This window comes from Corynebacterium jamesii, from assembly GCF_046097395.1.
In the GTDB taxonomy this organism is placed as follows: Bacteria; Actinomycetota; Actinomycetes; order Mycobacteriales; family Mycobacteriaceae; genus Corynebacterium.
The window spans coordinates 355,002-373,119 of the sequence record NZ_CP175789.1 but is presented as its reverse complement, the minus strand read 5'-3'; the positions used below and the strand labels follow the sequence as shown (position 1 = coordinate 373,119).

Below are 18,118 nucleotides of genomic sequence, written 5' to 3'. Positions count from 1 at the left end.
GTGACAATTATTAACCAACGTCAACATCAGGGGTTGATGTTACTCCTGAGGTGCGATAACGAGGGGGTAAAACCAATCCATTTTGCCCCCACCCCCAGCGCAGACTCGCACCTCCAGCGCAGGCTCACACCTCTCCTAGCTTGCAGCCCCCGGCAACGCCTTGTTCTGGCGAGCTAGGAAGTTCCACGCCTCATTCGCCACGTCAGGTGCAAAGTGCCAGTTGTGCCCCTGGTCGTTAATGCGCCAGAACACAGCCTCATCACGGCAGCCCGGGTAACCAAACTGGGTAACGTTGTTTGGCTTCTGCTCTACCACCGGCTGTGGTGCACACCCGTTACGCATGGCACGCGAGTGAATCAGTCGCGGCGCGGGCAGATACGGCGCGTTGTGCAGCGTGCCGCCGTGATAATGGGTCAATTCGTCCTGCTGACCGTGGATCACAAAGGTTGGCACGGACTCCGGCGCGCACCCCTCATTAACCGGGTTATAAAAGGCACCGGATACACTCACCACGCCGGCGATCAGATCGGGAGCCTGGCACGCCAGATTCATCACAAACCCGCCGCCATTCGACATTCCCGCAGCGTAAATGCGGTTTCGGTCAATATTAAACTTCTTATCCAGCTCGTCGACAATCTGGCGCACGAAGGCAACGTCCTGACCGCGCGTACTAGTGGCGTACGGCGCCCCCTCCCAGGCGTTATCAATGCCACGCGGGTAGACAACGATCGCCTCGCCGGCCGCGCCCGTGGTCGAGAAGCGGGAGTAGTTTCGGTAATTCTCCGGGGTATCGTCGCGCCCACCGAACCCAAATAGCACCGGCGTGGGCTTATGCGGATCGTAGGCGGAAGTCACGCTGACGATTGCGCTACGGGTGCTGCCGTCGGGCCGGGTGAATTCGATGTTCCCTGGCTGCCCGGGTTGCGCTCTATCTATTGTGGACGCCAACTTCGGCGCCGGTGCCGGCCTCGGCGCAGGGTGAGGATGCGGAGCCGGTGCAGGAGCGGGGGCGGGCGCTTCCTGCGCACTGGCTACACCGACACCACCGACAAGCATGGCGCCAATCAGCGCCAGTGTCGTGACTACAGTTACTCCGATAAGCAGGGCAAAGTGCGCGCCACGGCGGGCACCACTGAGGGCTAGGCCGCGCCCCTGGCTGAAACGCCAGCAGCGGGCCCCTTCACGTGGTGCGGAACTTAGAGCTTTAACACTTTTAACAACAGTCACATGAGTCACGAGAGTAACGGTAGGGGCAAGCCCGCTCGCCAACGCGCCACAACACGCCGCAGCGCCTAAATTTTTTCAGGTTGCATTCAGGTGCACGTACTCGCACGTTCCCCTCCCTCGCATAGCGGCGCCTGCCGAACTCCGCTAGACGTGCTCGAGGACGACCTCTCCGTCGTAACCAGCCGCTCGCAACTGGTCGATCCACTCCTCCAGCGGGGCATTGCCTGTCCCCGGCGCCCCGCGGCCTGGAAAGTCCGCAATTTGCACGTGCTCCGGCCACAGGTCGTACCCCGGTCCCCGGTCAGCAAGCCAAGTCCAGTCTTCACCGTTGGCGGCGAGGTGGTAGGCGTCGATAAGAAGGCGACCACCGACGGCGACGAGGGGCGCAGCCTCCTTGATACTGGTCACAGGATAGTTCGCAATACCACTGAGCGGCTCAACCAGCGCCACGCCACCGAAGCGAGCCAAACGCTTCGCCACTGCCTCGAACGCGCGGACTTGGCGGCGCTGCAAAACACGGCCACCACGCCCGACGAGTACGTTAAAGCGACGCACGCCCGTCAGCCGGTGCAGATACTCGATGACGTTGAGGTGCTCGATCAGCTCGTCGGTAATGGCTAGGTCACCGTCTTCCTGCCCAACGAGGTGTAACACCCCCCTCTCTCCCGCATCTAGGTCTCCAGCCCAGAGATTCAGCGCAACCAACTGACGCGGGTTCTCCGGGCGCCCCTTGGCCAACGCATCGACGAGCTGGCGCATCTGCTGCTCCGACGGGTGGGGCGTATCCCACGGCCACCACAGCTCCACCTTGTCGTAGGGGGAATTCGCCACGGCCGCGAGGGCGTCCGCGCCAGTTGGCGCGCCGAGGGAGTAATTCATCGCAGTGGCGTATGCAGCCTGCTGAGAGCCTGATTCTGTGTTCATAAGCATTATCTTTCCACGTAAGGGCGACAATCCAGAATTCAACCCTAGCGGGAGCGCGCAGCAACTTCACCACCAACCCAGGCCGAGGCAGCCCGCAGACAAGCCGGACAGTAAAATGGCACGCATGACCCACGAGCAGCGACCGGCCAGTGCCCCGGATTTCCTGCTTTCCCGCCCAGATCGCAGCATCCGCACGCAGGGCCGCAAGGCAACCTTTCCGGACCCCTTCGAGGCCTCCACCGCGCTTCGAAACAAGGATGCAGACTTGATCGTCGGCGCTTTTCCCTTCGACACCTCCCTTCGCGCGGCACTCATGGAGCCAGAGAAGGTCGTCCGCGCCGAAGGCCCGCTGGAACCCCCGGCGTTTTTCCGTGGCCGCAGCGCCGCCCGCGCCCTGACCGTCGAGTCCGTGGAGGCCCAGACCACCGCCCAGGAACACACCACCATGGTCGCCGCCGCCGTTGCCACAATCCAACAGACGCAACTAGAGAAGGTCGTCCTGGCCCGTGCCGTGGACATCACATTCGCGGAGACGGTCGATCCGCTACTCATCGCCGCCCGCCTGATCGACCTATCCGCCTACCGCGACGGCTTCGCAGTAGATCTATCTTCCACCGGCCGCGACGAGTACGCAGGCGCCATGTTCGTCGGCAGCTCCCCGGAAATGTTGATTCGCCGCGAGGGCCGCAAGGTCTCTGCCTTCCCCATGGCCGGCTCCGCGCCGCGTACCGGGAACTTTTCTATAGATGACGCCACAGCCCGCGACCTCGCCAACTCCACCAAGGACCTACGCGAGCACCGCTTTGTGGTGGAACACTACCGCCGTGTGCTGGAGCCATTGTGCGAAACGCTGGACATTCCGACTACTCCGGAGATCCACGAGACGAATGAGATGATCCACCTGGGAACCCAGATCGGTGGCACGTTGAAGGACGACGAATACTCTGCGCTGGATCTAGCCCTCATGCTGCACCCCACCCCGGCAATCGGCGGTACGCCGACGGACGACGCGCTGGGCGTGATTTCCCAGGAGAAGTCCCCGCGGGAGTTTTACTCCGGCGCGGTGGGCTGGTGCGATTCCAGCGGCGACGGGGAATTTATGGTTTCCATTCGCTGCGCCATCGTGGAGGACAACACCGCCCGGGCGTGGGCCGGCGGCGGCATCGTGGTGGACTCGAACCCCACCAAGGAGGCGGAAGAAACGTCCGCGAAGCTGCAAACAGCGCTGCGGGCACTCAACGTACCTGCAGCGCTGCGGGAAGTGTAGCGCCCGGAAGCCGCATCCAACCGGCGCTAACCGCGTGGCTGGCGAGCCCAGTGGCGCGAGCGGCAAACCGGACTTCGCGGGCGCTACTTGCCGTAGGCCTGCACCGGGTTGGCCAGCTTGCCCAGGCCCGGGACCTCGACCTCAATGCGGTCGCCCGGAACCATCTCTGCGGTACCCGCGGGCGAGCCGGTGCAGATCACGTCGCCCGGCAGCAGCGTGAACGCGGAGGAAACCCACTCGACGATTTCAGGGATCGACTTGATCATCTGGTTGGAGTTGGAATCCTGTTTGGTTTCTGTCTTGCCCTCGTGGGTGAGGTGCGCCTTGATCGGCTGGTTGTCGATGTCGATGCTGTCCACAGCCGTCTCGATCCACGGACCCAGCGGGCAGAAGGAATCCAGACCCTTCGCACGCGCCCACTGGCCGTCCTGGAACTGAAGGTCGCGGGAGGACACGTCGTTGACGATGGTGAACCCCAGCACCACGTCCTTCCAGTTGTTGCGGTTGACGTCCTTACACGGGCGACCGATAACGATCGCCATCTCGCCTTCGAACTCCACGCGCGTTGCCCACTCGGGGATGCGGATAGGAGCCTCTGGGCCTACGACGGCTGTCGGGGGCTTCAGGAAAATCGTCGGCGGCAGGTGCTCAGCACTTTTGTCGAAGACTTCCTTGACGTGGTCAGCGTAGTTGCGCCCGACGGCAATGATTTTCGACGGCAGGATCGGGGCCAGCAGTCGAACGTCTTCAATGGGCCAAGACTTTCCGGTGAATTCGGGCTGTCCGAACGGGTGGCCTGCGATCTCGCGGCAGGTGGCGCCGGTGCCGTCCGGCTGGCCACCCTCGACGATCGCGAAGGCCATGCCCTCGGGGTGTGCAATTCGAGCAATACGCATGTTTCCATACCCTACTCCATTACCCCTTCTACCTCTTGCTATGCCCCTTTCTTTAAGAGTTCGTTCCTGTATTTATTCATGACGCCCCCTCCACCCCGCCCATTAACCATGAATTTATTTTCACGTAATGCACGGTTCACGCGCTTGCCACAGCTCCGACAGTTTTAGCCGTTAGCTTGGCCGCTATGACACATCGCAGTGCTAATCCTCAACTCCCCAATCCCTCGACTCCCTCGACTCCTTCGAATTCCGCAGCTGCTTCCAATTCCGCAGCTGCTTCCAACCCTCGCAGCACCACCCGCCGTACATTCCTGGCCGGCGCCAGCGCCACCGGCGCTGCCTTACTGGGCACAGGAGTGGCCCACGCGCTCGGCTCGCAGGCCGGCAGCGTGGCTGGCTCCGCCGCCGGATCGTCGGTGGGTTCCAGCGGCGCAATCGGCTCGATCGGGCTACAGCGCGGTCGGCCAGTGATCACTCATGGCGTCGCTACCGGCGATGTGCGACCCGACGGCGGCCTCGTATGGGCGCGCGTCGATCGACCCGCGCGCATGGTCGTAGAGGCATCGACAGACCCGGCATTCCCGCCACACAAGACCAAGACCTTCCGCGGATCCGTGCTCACGCCAGATAGTGACGGCACGGGTCGCCTACGCCTGGTCGGTATGGAACCTGGCAAAAAGGTCCACTACCGCGTGACGATGAAGGATCAGGAAACCGCCGTACGGTCCACGCCGGTGATCGGCAGCTTCACCACCGCGCCGTCCACCAACCAGGCACCAAAGAACGTCCGCCTGCACTGGTCCGGCGACGTGGCAGGCCAGGGCTACGGCATCAACCCGGACCTGGGTGGCATGTACTGCTGGAAGACGATGGCGGACCGCAACCCGGATCTGTTTATCCACTCCGGCGATACGGTCTACGCTGACGGGCCAATCGAGGCGAACCATAAGATGGACGACGGGCGGGTTTTTAAGAACCTCACCAGCCCCTACAAGAACAAGGTCGCTGAGACCCTGGAGGAGTTCCGCGGCCAGCACGCCTACAACCTGCTGGACGAAAACTACAAGCGCTTCAACTCTCAGGTTGCGCAGCTAGTGCAGTGGGATGACCACGAGACGACGAACAACTGGTACCCCGGCGAGATCTTGGAGGACGACAAGTACCAGGTCAAGGATGTGAACCTGCTGGCGCAGCGCGGGTTCCAGGCCTTCCACGAGTGGCAGCCCCTGGACCGAAAGATGGCCGTGGACGGCCGCGTGTACCGCAAGATCTCCTACGGCTCTCTACTGGACATCTTCGTGCTGGATATGCGCAGCTACAAGGATCGCAACCCGGATAACGTGCCGTCGACCACCAAGCCGGGGCAGATCCTGGGAGCCAAGCAGGAAAAGTGGCTGATCGAGGGAGTAAAGAACTCCACTGCAACGTGGAAGATCATCGCCAACGACCTGCCGCTGGGCATCGTGGTGCCGGATGGGGACGACCAGGAGGGTGTGTCCAACGGAGCGGGCGGCACGGCCGTCGGTCGCGAGGCGGAGATCGGGCGCGTGCTCAGCGGCATCAAGGACGTGCGCAATGTGGTGTGGCTGACGGCAGACGTGCACTATACCGCCGCCCACCACTACTCGCCGGATCGCGCGGATTTCCAGGACTTCGCGCCGTTCTGGGAGTTCGTCACCGGGCCGCTAAACGCCGGCGGCTTCGGCCCTAACGACATGGACGGCACCTTCGGCCCGGAGGTCGTGTACGTGCACGCTCCGGCGAAGGATAAGCAAAACTCCTCGCCGCTGGATGATTTTCAGCACTTCGGAGAGGTGGACATCGACGGCGGGTCGAAGGATCTGACCGTCCGGCTGTTCACCACCCGGGGCAAGGAGCTGTGGTCAAAGACGCTGCGCGCGCAGTAATTACACGCTGCGGGCGTAGCGGCAGGGCGCACCGCGAGCGGGCGCGGTAGCAGGGCGTACCACGAGCGGGGCGCGGTAGCAGGGCGTACCACGAGCGGGCGCGGGCCGCCACAAGCTAGCCGGGTGGCTTACTTGAGGTTCGCGACCACGCGGTCGCCAACCTCTGCAGTCTTCACCGGGCCACCGTCGCGCGAGCCAGCCTCGGCCAGCACGGCGGCCTCGATGCGTTCTGCGTTGGCATCGTCACCCAGGTGGCGCAGCATCAGCGCCACCGACAGGATCGCCGCGCACGGGTCGGCGATGCCTTGGCCCGCGATGTCCGGCGCGGAGCCGTGCACCGGCTCGAACATGGAGGGGTTCTTCCGTGAGGGGTCGATGTTGCCGGAGGCCGCCAGGCCGATGCCGCCGGTAACAGCGCCCGCCAGGTCGGTCAGGATGTCGCCGAACAGGTTGTCCGTCACGATCACGTCGTAATCCTGCGGCTTGGTGACCATGTAGATCGTCGCAGCATCGATGTGGTTGTAATCAACCTGCACCTCGGGGTACTCCTGCCCCACCGTCTCGATGGCGCGCTGCCATAGAGAACCGGCGTTTACCAGCACGTTGGTCTTGTGCACCCAGGTCAGCTTCTTGCGTCGGCTCTGTGCGCGCTCGAAAGCATCACGCACCACGCGCTCCACACCGTAGTAAGTGTTTTGGGATACTTCAGACGCCACCTCGTGGTCAGTACCCGCACGCAGCGTGCCGCCATTGCCGCAGTAGAGGCCCTCGGTCCCCTCTCGCACGACGACGAAGTCAATGTCGCCCGGGTTGGCCAGCGGGCTGGAAGAGCCCGGGTACAGCTTCGACGGGCGGAGGTTCACTGCGTGGTCCAGCTTGAAGCGCAGTGGAAGCAGCAGGCCGCGCTCCAACACGCCGGCGGGCACGGTACGGGGGTCGCCGATAGCACCCAGCAGGATAGCGTCGTGCTCGCGCAGGGATTCCAGGTCGGCGTCGGTCAGGAGTTCACCATTGCGCAGGTAACGGCGGGCGCCGAGGTCGTAGTCGGTAGTCTCCACGTCGTCACGCAGAGCGTGCAGAACCTTCAGGGCCTCGGCGGTTACTTCGGTGCCGATGCCATCGCCGGCAATCACTGCGAGTTTCATTATATGAACTCCTTTGTCTCACTAGTTGGTCATCTAAGACCATAGCACGCAACCTGGACACTTCCCTCACACTGACAAAAGAAGGCACGTCATGAGCCACCGGACGGCTGCGATCGTGGGGGCGTCGCACCCCCTTTACCCAAAGAGCAGATTGATAGAGTGACGTTTATGACTTACGAGCCATATCCCTCACATTCAACCCCTCACGCAGGAGACCCGGAAGTCGGCGACGCAGCGCTAGTCATCCGCAACCTAGTAAAAACGTTCACTGGAAAGGTGGCGGTTAACAACCTCAACCTGACCGTGCCGAAGGGCAGCTTCTACGGCATTGTCGGACCGAACGGCGCAGGCAAGACCACCGCCATCCTCGCAGCCACGGGCATTATCCGCCCCGATAGCGGTAACTCCTGGGTTGCCGGGCACCCACTGTGGGCCGATCCCGCCGAAGGCGCACGGACGGAGGAGGAAGTGCTGGCGGCCAAACGCAGCTACGGGCTGCTAGTAGACGGCCTTCCCGTGTTCGAACGCCTCAGCGGAAAAGAGTATCTGGAGTACCTGGGCTACCTCCGTGACATTCCCGGCGGGGAATTGCAGCAGCGCATCTCAGACCTGCTGCAGGCACTCGATCTGGACGACGCCGGCAAGAAGTACATCGCCGACTACTCTGCAGGCATGAAGAAGAAGATCCTCCTGGCCGGTGCCCTACTGCACAGCCCGGAGGTTCTGATCCTGGACGAGCCCTTCGAGGCCGTGGACCCGGTATCCGGCGAAGTGATCCGTACGATCCTGCGCCGCTACGTGGCAGCGGGTGGCACTGTGATCCTCAGTTCGCACGTGATGGAACTGGTCGAAGGCCTCTGCGACCACGTCGCGATCATCAACCAGGGCACTGTCGTTGCCGCCGGTACCACCGAGCAAGTGCGCGCAGGCAAGTCGCTTTCCGAGCGCTTCGTAGAAGCCGTAGGCGGCAAGCAGCTCGACACGGAATCCTTCGGCTGGTTGCGCGGCGGACCACAGTCAGCGCGCGGCGCGCAGGCGGACGGGGCACACGAGGAGCAGGCCGGTGTCGAAGACTAAAACCCTCCTCAAACTCCACTGCAAACTGTGGGCGCACGCGTTCGTGGGCAACCTGCAGATGATCATCGCCTCGGTGGCCGTAACCATCACTGCAGTGATGGGCTGTGTCTGGCTGGGGTTCAGCAGCTACGGGGCACTCGTCATCGATGGAGACCCAGCGATGTTCGTGCTGACGATGGGGCTCGGCAGCGTGCTGTACCTGGCACTATCGGCCATCTTCCCCAGCGAGGAACGGATGCTGGACCCGCGCATGTTCAGTGCTCTGCCGCTGACCGACCGCGACCTATTGCCGGGCATGGTCACGGCGATGTTCCTCAACTCCCGGGCGGCGATCTCACTGGTGAACACCATCATCATGGCCGCCCTCGGATACCTCGCGTTCGCGGAGGTAGCCTCCGCGGGCGCGGGCACCCTGTGGGTGCTGGCGTGCGTGCTCCAGCTGGTGATCACCCTGCTAGCGGGCGAGGCCCTGGCCGCCGCGCTCAGCAGCATCGCCACCAAGTTCAGCGAACTGTGGGGCAACGTCGCCGGGCTCATCGTTACTTTCGGCTTCCTGGCACTGTACCTCTTGCCGCAGTTGCTCACCGACGGAACCGATCCCACCGCGGCCATCAGGACCAGCGCCGACATCCTGTCCTGGACACCCTTCGCCGCCGCGGCCGGAGCGGCTGCTGACATGGCCAACATCGGAGGCGGTGGCGTCGGCACCGGCCTCGCCAAGGGCGCGATCTGCCTCGTGGCGATCCTCGCCGTGGCTTACATAATGCGCGTGGCCGTCAAGCACGACCTCAACAACCCACTGCCGACGCAGCACACCACCCGAGCGGCGAAGGGCGATAGCCTGCTGCTGCCGCGCGTCCCCAGCTCCCCCGTTGGCGCCCTCTACTCCCGCGAGATCCGCTACTGGCGCCGCGACAACCGCTTCGTGATGAGCCTGATGGTCGTGGTCGTCCTCTGCGGACTGTACCTACTGATGGGAATGCTCGACGCGGCCAACCGCTGGATGCTGTGGTTCGCACTGTTCTTCGTATCCCTTGGTCCCCAGCAGGCCGCGGGCAACTCCCTGGGCATGGACGGCCCATCCAACTGGGTGCACATGGTCGCCGGCGTGCGCGGCAAGCAGATCGTCGCCAGTCGCAGCCTCTCCACCGTGACGGTGCTGGTACCGATCTGGCTAATCGTCTGCATCGCTGCCGGAGCCATCGACGGCTTCAGTGCCACCTGGCTGCTGGTTAGCCTTTTGACCCTGGGTTGCATCCTCCTCGCCTCCGCGATGGCGAACTTCAGCGCCACCCGCTTCCCCGCTCAAACCACCGCGCCGGGCACCAACTCCTTCAAGCAGCGCAACGGCGGCAGCAACGCAATAGTCTCCGCGCTGGTGACGATGCTGATCCTGACTTTTTCGTTCCTGCCGGGCGGGCTGCTCGCACTAATCCCTCTGGCCATGGCGGACGAAGCAAGCAACAGCATTGCCGCCATTCCCCTGCTCAGCTGGGTGGGCGTGCTACTGCACTGGGGCATCGTCATCGGCGTCGCCTGGATCATGAACCGCCGCGCCTCCCGCCGGCTAGATCTCGAGTGGCCGGACATCGCACAGAAGGTGCAGCATTACCTGTAACGACACCTGCAGCGACGCGGCGTGGGGGCGTCGGTAATAAAAAAGGCCGGGCAACAAGTGCCCGGCCTAGCGCTTTAAGCGACAAGAAGTCGCTAGAGGTCGCTAGAGGTTCAGCACAAACGCGTTGGAGGCGTTCAGCTCTGCCTTGACCTCTTCGACCAGCTGCTGGTCCAGTTCCTCGCTCACACGCAGAACCAGCGTTGCCGCTGCCTCGTCGTCCGTCGGGGACAGCGCGGCGGCGTCGATGTTGATGCCCTTGCTGCCCAGCAGCGTACCGACCTTACCCAGCGCACCCGGCTGATCCGGGTAGACCAGGAACAGGTTCGTGCCGGTGGCGCGCAGATCCAGGCCACGGTGGTTGATGCGCACGATCTTCTCCACGTGCTCCAGGCCGGTCAGTGCGCCGGCGACGGTGGCGGAAGAACCGTCTGCGCCCACAACCTGAACCTCCAGGATGGAACGGTGGCTGACGGACTCGTCATGGGTCTGCACATCCAGCTCCACTCCACGCTCTTCAGCGATCTGCGGGGCGTTGACGAAGGTGACCTGCTCGTCGATCACGCCAGAGAACACGCCACGCAGGCCAGCCAGGCCCAGTGCGTCGACGGACTCGGTAGACAGCTCGCCGCGGGCGGTGACAGTCACGGTGCTCGGAGCGCCGTGCAGCAGCTCGCCGGCAACGCGCCCCAGGTTGGTAGCCAGGTTCAGCCACAGGGCAACCTCCTCGGAAACCTTGCCGCCGGAAACGTTCACAGCGTCCGGAACGAAGTCGCCGGACAGAGCCTTCAGGACGGATGCGGCAACGTCGGTGCCCGCGCGATCCTGCGCCTCGACGGTGGAAGCGCCCAGGTGCGGGGTAACGACGACCTCGTCCAGCTCGAACAGCGGAGAATCGGTGCACGGCTCGGAGGCGTAGACGTCGAAGCCGGCGCCACGGATGTGGCCGGACTTGATGGCCTCCGCCAGGGCGGCCTCGTCCACCAGGCCACCGCGGGCGGCGTTGATGATGATCTGCCCCTTCTTGGACTTAGCCAGCAGGTCCGCGTCAAACATGCCCGCGGTTTCCTTGGTCTTCGGCAGGTGGATGGTCACGAAGTCGGAACGCCCCATCAGCTCGTCCAGCTCCACCAACTCCACACCCAGCTGCGCAGCGCGAGCCGGGTTCGCGTACGGGTCGTAGGCGATGATGTCGGTCTCGAATGCCGCCAGTCGCTGTGCGAACAGCTGGCCAATGTGGCCGAAGCCGACGATGCCGACGGTCTTGCCCAGGATCTCCACGCCCTTGAAGGAAGAGCGCTTCCACTCGCCGTCGCGCAGAGTCTTGTCGGCGGCGGGGATCTGGCGGGCGGTGGACAGCAGCAGGCTGATCGCGTGCTCGCAGGCGGAGTGGATGTTGGAGGTCGGAGCGTTGGCCACCATCACGCCACGGGCGGTGGCGGTGTCGATGTCAACGTTGTCCAGGCCCACGCCTGCGCGACCGACGATCTGCAGCTTCGGTGCTGCCTCGAGCACCTCGGCGTCGACAGTGGTTGCGGAGCGGACCAGCAGCGCGTCTGCGTCTGCCACTGCCTTCAGCAGTTCGGGACGGTTCGGGCCGTCAACCCAGCGAACCTCGACGGAATCGCCGAGCGCGTCGACGGTGGACTGGGAAAGCTTGTCGGCGATGAGGACTACCGGACGGGTGTTACTCACGAATGTTTCTCCTGATATGGAACGTTGCCTCGCCCACGCCGAAACGACCGCGCCGACGCGGGAAGGGACACGCCATCCAAAATGTGACGTGCGACCCTTACAGCATATCCTTTACCTCTGCGTCACTCAGCATTGCCTTCCGGAATTTTTGTACCGCTCTGTCTGTATCGAAATTGACGCCAATAAGCACCACCTCACTCGAGGGAGTTAGCCCCACCTGGCGCCACCCGCCCGCGGGCTGAATCCGCAGGTCGGGGCCAGCTTGGTGCCAGACTTGGGCGAGCTCCGGACGGTCAGCTATCCAGCAGTACCCCTTGGAGCGCACCAGCCCGGTTGTGGAGCGTAACGCCTCGATCAACCTACCCCGATCGAAGGGACGATCCCCGCGGAATACCACGGAACTGATGCCGTACTCCTCCGTTTCTGGGGTGTGGGGGTTTTCCAGCTCGTCGAGGTACCCCTCATAGGCGCGGGCCGTAGCCTCGTCGTAGAGATACGCGCCGAGAATGTCGTCCACCGCCGACCGCCCTGCGGCTGCGTCGCCGGTCGCCACACTCGGAGTCTCAGCCGCGCCGGTGGGATTTCGGCGCGCCACGCAGTCGCGTGTCGCGCCTGGCGTCACTCCACTCGACAAGCCACTTGCTGGGGAGCCTATCTCGTCGTCGACGATGCGGCCGTGGAAGAGTTTCACGATGCGCGCCCGCGAGGCGGGTGCCGTCCTCCCAACGCCATTCGAAGGTTGCCGCGACGGGCATGGGCTCGGAGATGCCGGTGGATTCGATGACGATGTGGTCGAAGCTGCCGCTGCGCGCGAGCGTGCCGACGGATTCCACCAGGTCTTCACGCAGTGTGCAGCAGATGCAGCCGTTAGTGAGTTCGACGAAGCGATCCTCGCCGCGCGTGAGGTGGCCTTCGCCGGCGATGAGGGCGGCGTCGATATTAATTTCCGAAAAGTCGTTGACAATCACTGCAATGCGCCGGCCGCCCCGGTTGGCGAGGAGGTCGTTCAGCCTCTTCATGTTCGCAGGCTGGGCGGTCGGAAGAATGGCTATATGCGTGCCTCATCGCCCGCCACCCTACGCGCTATTGAAATATGTTTTCATTAGTGGTTCCGGAAGATACACTGCGAAATATCTCTAACGGCCCTATCTATAGCGCCTTTAGAGTCTTTAACGTCTTTAGCGATACGGGATCGGCAAAACTCGACCCGTTTCCGGGTCCCGCGCTTCCAGGCAGGAAATCCCAAAAAGCCGCTCCACGAGCTGCGCGGACATAACGTCTTCTGTCTCTCCCGCCGACAGCACCTGGCCGTCACGCATAGCGACGATGAAGTCGGCGAAGCGGGCCGCGTGCGTCATTTCGTGCACGACCATCACGACAGTCCGACCGGCGGAATTCAGCTCTCGCACCAAATCCAGGATCGCGATCTGATGAGCGGGGTCCAGGTACGTCGTTGGCTCGTCAAGAAGCAGCACGGGAGTTTGCTGAGCCACCGTCATCGCCACCCACACACGCTGGCGTTGGCCGCCGGACAAATCTGTCGCTGGCGCATCCAGCAGGGTGGTCACCCCGGCGCGTTCTGCTGCTTCCTCCACCGCCCGGTGATCCTCCGCCTTCAACGAGGCAAAAGCACCGGTGTACGGGTACCGGCCGTACGCGATGACTTCCCGCACGCTCACCCCTTCAGGTGTAATGGGCTGCTGCGGCAGGAAGGAAACGTGCCGGGCAAACTCACGGGCGCTCATCTCTTGGATAGTGCGATCACCAAGGTAGACCTGCCCCTTCGCGATTGGTTGTTGGCGCCCCAGCGCTCGCAGCAGCGTAGATTTTCCGCAGCCGTTCGGGCCAATAAGGGCGGTAATCTTTCCCTCCGGAACCTGGAGGGAAACGTCTCGCAAGACATCTGGGCCGCCGTAGCTCACCGTGATGGCCTCGGCATACAAGGCAGGTTCACTCATCGGGAACTCCTTTCAACTGTCGTGGGCACTGCGTGGACCTCCGCTAGTCTGCGAGATACTCCCGCTGGGGTGCGGGACATTCGCAGCAGAAGATAAATGAAATACGGGGCGCCGACAATGGAGATCAACGCCCCCACAGGGATTTCGGTGGGGGCAAATGCCCAGCGGCCGAGAGCGTCACACAGAACGACAAGTCCCGCACCTGCCAAAGCGGATACAGGCAACACTCGCCTTCCCACCCCGCCGACAAGCAAGCGCGCGGCATGCGGAACGATTAATCCTGCAAACCCCAGTACTCCCGCCGCGGCCACTGCGGCGGCTCCCAACAGGATTGCGAATAGCACCGCCACGGTGCGCCAGGTTCGCTCACTGACACCTACTCCCGCCATGGCAGAAGAGTCCAAGTTCAGCATGTCTAGGTGCCTCGAGAGCACGACGGCTACCATGCTAGCCACCAACACCACTGGCCCTACGACTTGCGCATCCGCGACCGTGCGTGCGTAAAGCGAACCTTTGAGCCAGGTCATCGCCGCGCCGGCTTCCGGGGCAGCTTTCACCAGTAGCAGCTGAGTAAGCGCGCCCAAACCAACAGAGACCGCCACTCCTGTGAGGGTGAGACGCACCGGATCCGTTGCTCCCCGCCCGGCGAGCACCAACACCAGGCCTGCACCTACCAGTGCACCAACGAACGCGACGGGAGTCAGCGCCTGCGCTGGCAATGCCCCGACACTTAGCAGAGCCGCCACGGCTGCCAATCCCCCACCCGCGGTGACGCCCACAGTATCCGGAGCTGCCAGCGGATTACGCAATGCAAGCTGTAATAACGCACCGGATACAGCCATGGCCGCGCCAGCGAGGATCCCCACGAGCACACGGGGCATGCGGTAGCGCCAAATAAGTTTCCCGCCCGCGAAAAGGTCGTGGATAGTCTCTGCCGGGGGCTTCATTACGGCACCGACACTTAAGCCCAAGACGATCGCGAACACTAGCAAGGCCAAGAGTGCTGCATACACCGCTATAACTCTGGTGACCCCGGTGCCACCAGCGCGCTGCGGCGCTGTAGCGTCACTCCGCGGCGCTGCAGTATTACCCTGCGGCCCGGGAGTGTCATTCTGCGGCGCTGTAGCGTCACTCCGCGGCGCTGCAGTATTACCCTGCGGCCCGGGAGTGTCATTCTGCGGCGCTGTAGCGACACCCCGCGGTGCTACAGTGCCGGGCCCGGGAATGCCACTCCGGAGAATTCGTTTGCGATTCAACCCGCTATCCCTCCTGTTGTTCATCGGCGCGCACCGCCCGGTTGCAGTCGATTAATCCCCCATAGCAGCAAAGGCACGCCTGCGAGGGCAGTAACCACGCCCACGGGAGTCTCCGCGGGAGCCCACAGCGCCTGCGCCACGGAATCCGCCACCAACAGAACCGCTGCACCTACCACGGGAGCAAGAACTAGCCCCGCCCGGTGCCGCGGACCTGCCGCCCGATGCGCCACAACCGCTGCCATCAGGCCAAGAAATCCGATCGGTCCGGCAGCTGCAACCGCCGGGGCGATCAGCAGCACGGCGCCCACGACCGCAAATATTCGTAGCCGGTGGGGGTTAGCTCCGACGGAAGACGAAAGGGCGTCGCCAGCAAAGAGAGTATCTAGTCCCCGACCAGCAGCAATCGCGAGAGGCAACACCACCGCAACAGCAATCATGCTGGGTATTACGTCCCCGAAACGCACCCCACCCAAGCGACCCGAAAGCCACGACAGGACAGTCGAAAGCTGAGCCTCATCGATCACCAAAGTGATCGCGGTACACGCCGAGAACAGTGCAGAAACAGCTATGCCCAGCAGAATCATCCGCTGTACCGACTGAGCACCGGTCGGATCTCCTACTGTTACACGCATTCCAATGCCCACCGTTATCAGCGCTCCAAGCGCCGCGCCACACAGTGCACCCGGCAGTACCGCGGCGCCGGAAACCGATCCCGTTATCGTCGTGCTCAGAACCGCGCCAAACGCAGCCCCAGCGTTCACGCCCGTGATTTCCGGATCCGCTAGTGGATTGCCAGTAGCAGTGCGCAGCAACACACCCGCGGCACCCAAGGCCAGGCCGATCACGGTCGCCGCCAAGAGCCGGTCGCGGGTAACGGAGTGCACTTCCCCCGCGAGTTCAGGCGCGTTAGCGGGAACCTCCACGCTGTTCATGCGCCAGACCCATACTGCGAAAATGACAGCCAATCCCAGCGCCAGCAGAATCCCTAGCTGGGTAAGGCGTGGCTTTAACCCTCGTTGCACTTAGATCCCTTCGGTCGCAAACGCACGAAGGTACCCCCTACTTACGCGCGCTCTCCGTTTCGATGATCTGATCCAGCATTGCCTCTGCGGCCAGTGGACCGCGAGAACGGGACCACGTGTCCTGCTCCACATCCACGATGTCTTTCACAACGTCCTTGTACGGGCTGGACTTAAATCCTTCGATGTCGTTGTACAGGTACATCCGATCCAGCTTCATCGAGGGGAGCTTATCACCCGTCATTTCGGCAACGTCAGTCTTGGATTCGATGGCGGTACGGGAACCGTCGTAGCCGTACACGTAGCCGGCGTCAGAAAGAAGGGAACCGGCAAAGGAATCCTCGATCCAGGTGTAAAGGGTACCCTTCGACCATCCGACCAGCGCTGCTCGCGTGTTCGGCTTAACGAGCTTCTTGGCCTCTTCGACCTTGCCTTCGATGCGCTCGCGTACTTCCCTAGCTTTATCTTCCTTGCCTAGCTTCTTTGCGATGTCGTCCATGGAATCCAGGACGTCGGTGTAGCTGGCGTCACTGTAGGACTTCGTCTCTGCAATTTCCTCCAGCTGCGGCATGATCGATTCCTGCCGCGTTGGGCTAGCGAGGATCATATCCGGTTCAAGAGACTGGATGACCTCCAGGTTCGGCTGCTTTGCCTGGCCGACCGATTCGATCCCCTCGAGCTTGCCCTCTAGAGTTTTCGGCCCTGCGGACTTGCCGATCTCGACGATGCCGACAGGTTTTACGTCCAGCACCTCGAGGATTTCCTCATAACGCCAGTCCAATGCGACTACCCGGGGCGTGCCGTCTTTACCGCCTCCCCCGTTGTCACCGTCACCGGCGCCACAGGCAGCAAGAGCCGTGGCACCGAGGATCGTCGCGACAAGAACGGCAATGGTGCGGCGCAGGGAGCGACGCCGAAGGTCTCGGGAGTTCATCATTCCCTGGACGCTATCAGACTTAGGTTCACCTAAGCAAGGTATACCTAGCTTTTCACCCCACTGCGTTTGCCAAGGGTTTTCTCAACCGTTAGCGAGCGTTACCGCCCCAACCGCTGGCGAGCTTTGTTCTCCCAACCGTTGTCGGACGTTGCTCACACAACCGCTAGCAGACGTTCTGCGGACCCTCGTGGTCGGCGTGGCTGGCACGCTCCACCTGAATGGTGGCGTGTGCAATCCCCCGCTCCTGCAGCGCGGCCTGTGCCACGCACAGCACCACGGCCGGGTCGCGATCTTCCGGAACCACCAAGTGCACCGACGCCAACGCGCTCGTCCCATCCAGCGACCACAGGTGGAGATCGTGCACGTCCAGCACACCGTCGACCTGTCGCAGCAGAGCATCGACCTCAGCGGGCTGGTAACCCGGAGGCGCCTGCTCGAGCAGAATGCGCAAGGCCTGCATCATCAGTTGCCAGGCACGAGGTAACACCAACGCGGCAATCACCAGCGAGGCGATAACATCCGCATACTGCCAGCCGGTAAAAATGATCACACCACCCGCCACGAGCACCGCCACCGAACCCAACATATCCGCCAGCACGTGCAGGAATGCACCCTGCACATTGACGGAATGGTTCCGCTGGCGATTCAAAACCCACGCGGAAACTATGTTAGCTATCAGCCCAATCACCGCGACGATCATCATCGGACCGGCCATGATCTCCACCGGCTCGCTGAGGCGCTGGAACGCCTCGACCACAATCCAGGCCGAAATTCCCAACACAGTGACCGCATTGACGAGCGCGGCGAGCACCTCCACCCGGCGATAGCCGAAGGTCGCCTGCGCGGTTGCGGACCTGCGACCAATAAAAATGGCGACGACCGCGATGATTAGGCCGGCGGCGTCCGAAAGCATGTGCATCGCATCGGCCAGCAGTGCGACAGAGCCCGTAATCAAGCCGCCGATCAGCTCTGCAAAGAAGACTGTGCCAGTGACGCCAAGCACAATGAGCAGCGCGCGCAGCGGAGCATCCGTCGGCGCGTGCGAGTGCGCGCGCGAGTGCGAATTCGAATGCCCGTGAGAGTGTGCGTGGCCGGAGTCGTGCGAATGTGCATGGCCGCGCGAACGCCCGCGACCACCCTCAGATGCTCCGGCAGGCGCGTGCGAGCGCGAAGGCGCCTGCGAGTGCGCGCGGCC

General features: G+C 63.1%; 14 protein-coding genes and 1 pseudogene. 4 read left to right on the top strand and 11 right to left on the bottom strand.

The annotated features are described in order from the left end of the window. Positions 1 to 135 precede the first annotated feature (135 nt). Together ACKFRT_RS01690 and ACKFRT_RS01685 are read right to left on the bottom strand one after the other, a co-directional pair. Complete coding sequence (locus ACKFRT_RS01690) at positions 136 to 855, bottom strand: alpha/beta hydrolase family esterase (protein WP_408925515.1); 720 nt, start codon at positions 853 to 855, stop codon at positions 136 to 138. A 516-nt stretch (positions 856 to 1,371) separates the two neighbouring features. Beyond that, positions 1,372 to 2,151 carry a TIM barrel protein gene (locus tag ACKFRT_RS01685; RefSeq protein WP_408925514.1) on the bottom strand — a complete coding sequence of 260 codons (780 nt, stop codon included), beginning with the start codon at positions 2,149 to 2,151 and terminating at the stop codon, positions 1,372 to 1,374. Between the two features lie 124 nt (positions 2,152 to 2,275). Between ACKFRT_RS01685 and ACKFRT_RS01680 the strand changes: the two genes are divergently transcribed. Next, positions 2,276 to 3,418: an isochorismate synthase MenF gene (locus ACKFRT_RS01680; RefSeq protein ID WP_296215809.1), complete on the top strand. Its 1,143-nt coding sequence runs from the start codon at positions 2,276 to 2,278 to the stop codon at positions 3,416 to 3,418. Positions 3,419 to 3,501: 83 nt separating this feature from the next. Here ACKFRT_RS01680 and ACKFRT_RS01675 read toward each other — a convergent pair whose 3' ends face one another. Continuing rightward, positions 3,502 to 4,314: a fumarylacetoacetate hydrolase family protein gene (locus ACKFRT_RS01675; protein WP_296215807.1), complete on the bottom strand. Its 813-nt coding sequence runs from the start codon at positions 4,312 to 4,314 to the stop codon at positions 3,502 to 3,504. Positions 4,315 to 4,499: 185 nt separating this feature from the next. Here ACKFRT_RS01675 and ACKFRT_RS01670 point away from each other — a divergent pair, with 185 nt between their 5' ends. Beyond that, positions 4,500 to 6,221: an alkaline phosphatase D family protein gene (locus ACKFRT_RS01670; RefSeq protein ID WP_408925513.1), complete on the top strand. Its 1,722-nt coding sequence runs from the start codon at positions 4,500 to 4,502 to the stop codon at positions 6,219 to 6,221. A 128-nt stretch (positions 6,222 to 6,349) separates the two neighbouring features. On the opposite strand, the gene ACKFRT_RS01665 is transcribed toward ACKFRT_RS01670, so the two are convergent. Continuing rightward, positions 6,350 to 7,366, bottom strand: a complete 1,017-nt coding sequence (locus ACKFRT_RS01665; protein ID WP_408925512.1) for a 3-isopropylmalate dehydrogenase — start codon at positions 7,364 to 7,366, stop codon at positions 6,350 to 6,352. A 168-nt stretch (positions 7,367 to 7,534) separates the two neighbouring features. Between ACKFRT_RS01665 and ACKFRT_RS01660 the strand changes: the two genes are divergently transcribed. Together ACKFRT_RS01660 and ACKFRT_RS01655 are read left to right on the top strand one after the other, a co-directional pair. Then, positions 7,535 to 8,443 (top strand): ABC transporter ATP-binding protein, encoded by a 909-nt coding sequence (locus ACKFRT_RS01660; protein WP_408925511.1) that lies wholly within the window; start codon positions 7,535 to 7,537, stop codon positions 8,441 to 8,443. After that, positions 8,430 to 10,061 (top strand): ABC transporter permease, encoded by a 1,632-nt coding sequence (locus ACKFRT_RS01655; RefSeq protein ID WP_408925510.1) that lies wholly within the window; start codon positions 8,430 to 8,432, stop codon positions 10,059 to 10,061. The genes ACKFRT_RS01660 and ACKFRT_RS01655 overlap by 14 nt, the downstream gene beginning before the upstream one ends. 102 nt (positions 10,062 to 10,163) lie before the next feature. Here the strand turns inward: ACKFRT_RS01655 and serA are convergent, their stop codons facing one another. From serA to ACKFRT_RS01620, 7 genes and pseudogenes are all read right to left on the bottom strand, one after another. Then, positions 10,164 to 11,753 (bottom strand): phosphoglycerate dehydrogenase, encoded by a 1,590-nt coding sequence (gene serA / locus ACKFRT_RS01650; RefSeq protein WP_408925509.1) that lies wholly within the window; start codon positions 11,751 to 11,753, stop codon positions 10,164 to 10,166. A 97-nt stretch (positions 11,754 to 11,850) separates the two neighbouring features. Next, a pseudogene (locus tag ACKFRT_RS01645) lies at positions 11,851 to 12,772 on the bottom strand (GTP-binding protein). A gap of 159 nt (positions 12,773 to 12,931) precedes the next feature. Continuing rightward, positions 12,932 to 13,711, bottom strand: a complete 780-nt coding sequence (locus ACKFRT_RS01640) for an ABC transporter ATP-binding protein (RefSeq protein ID WP_408925508.1) — start codon at positions 13,709 to 13,711, stop codon at positions 12,932 to 12,934. Then, a complete protein-coding gene (locus ACKFRT_RS01635) occupies positions 13,708 to 14,991 on the bottom strand; it encodes an iron ABC transporter permease (RefSeq protein WP_408925507.1) in 1,284 nt (427 codons plus the stop codon). Before ACKFRT_RS01635 ends, ACKFRT_RS01640 begins: the two co-directional genes overlap by 4 nt. Continuing rightward, positions 14,988 to 15,899, bottom strand: a complete 912-nt coding sequence (locus ACKFRT_RS01630; protein ID WP_408926118.1) for a FecCD family ABC transporter permease — start codon at positions 15,897 to 15,899, stop codon at positions 14,988 to 14,990. Before ACKFRT_RS01630 ends, ACKFRT_RS01635 begins: the two co-directional genes overlap by 4 nt. A 127-nt stretch (positions 15,900 to 16,026) precedes the next feature. After that, a complete protein-coding gene (locus ACKFRT_RS01625) occupies positions 16,027 to 16,923 on the bottom strand; it encodes an ABC transporter substrate-binding protein (protein WP_408925506.1) in 897 nt (298 codons plus the stop codon). A gap of 163 nt (positions 16,924 to 17,086) precedes the next feature. Next, positions 17,087 to 17,944, bottom strand: coding sequence for a cation diffusion facilitator family transporter (locus ACKFRT_RS01620; protein ID WP_408926117.1), 858 nt, complete (start codon positions 17,942 to 17,944; stop codon positions 17,087 to 17,089). Positions 17,945 to 18,118 lie beyond the last annotated feature (174 nt).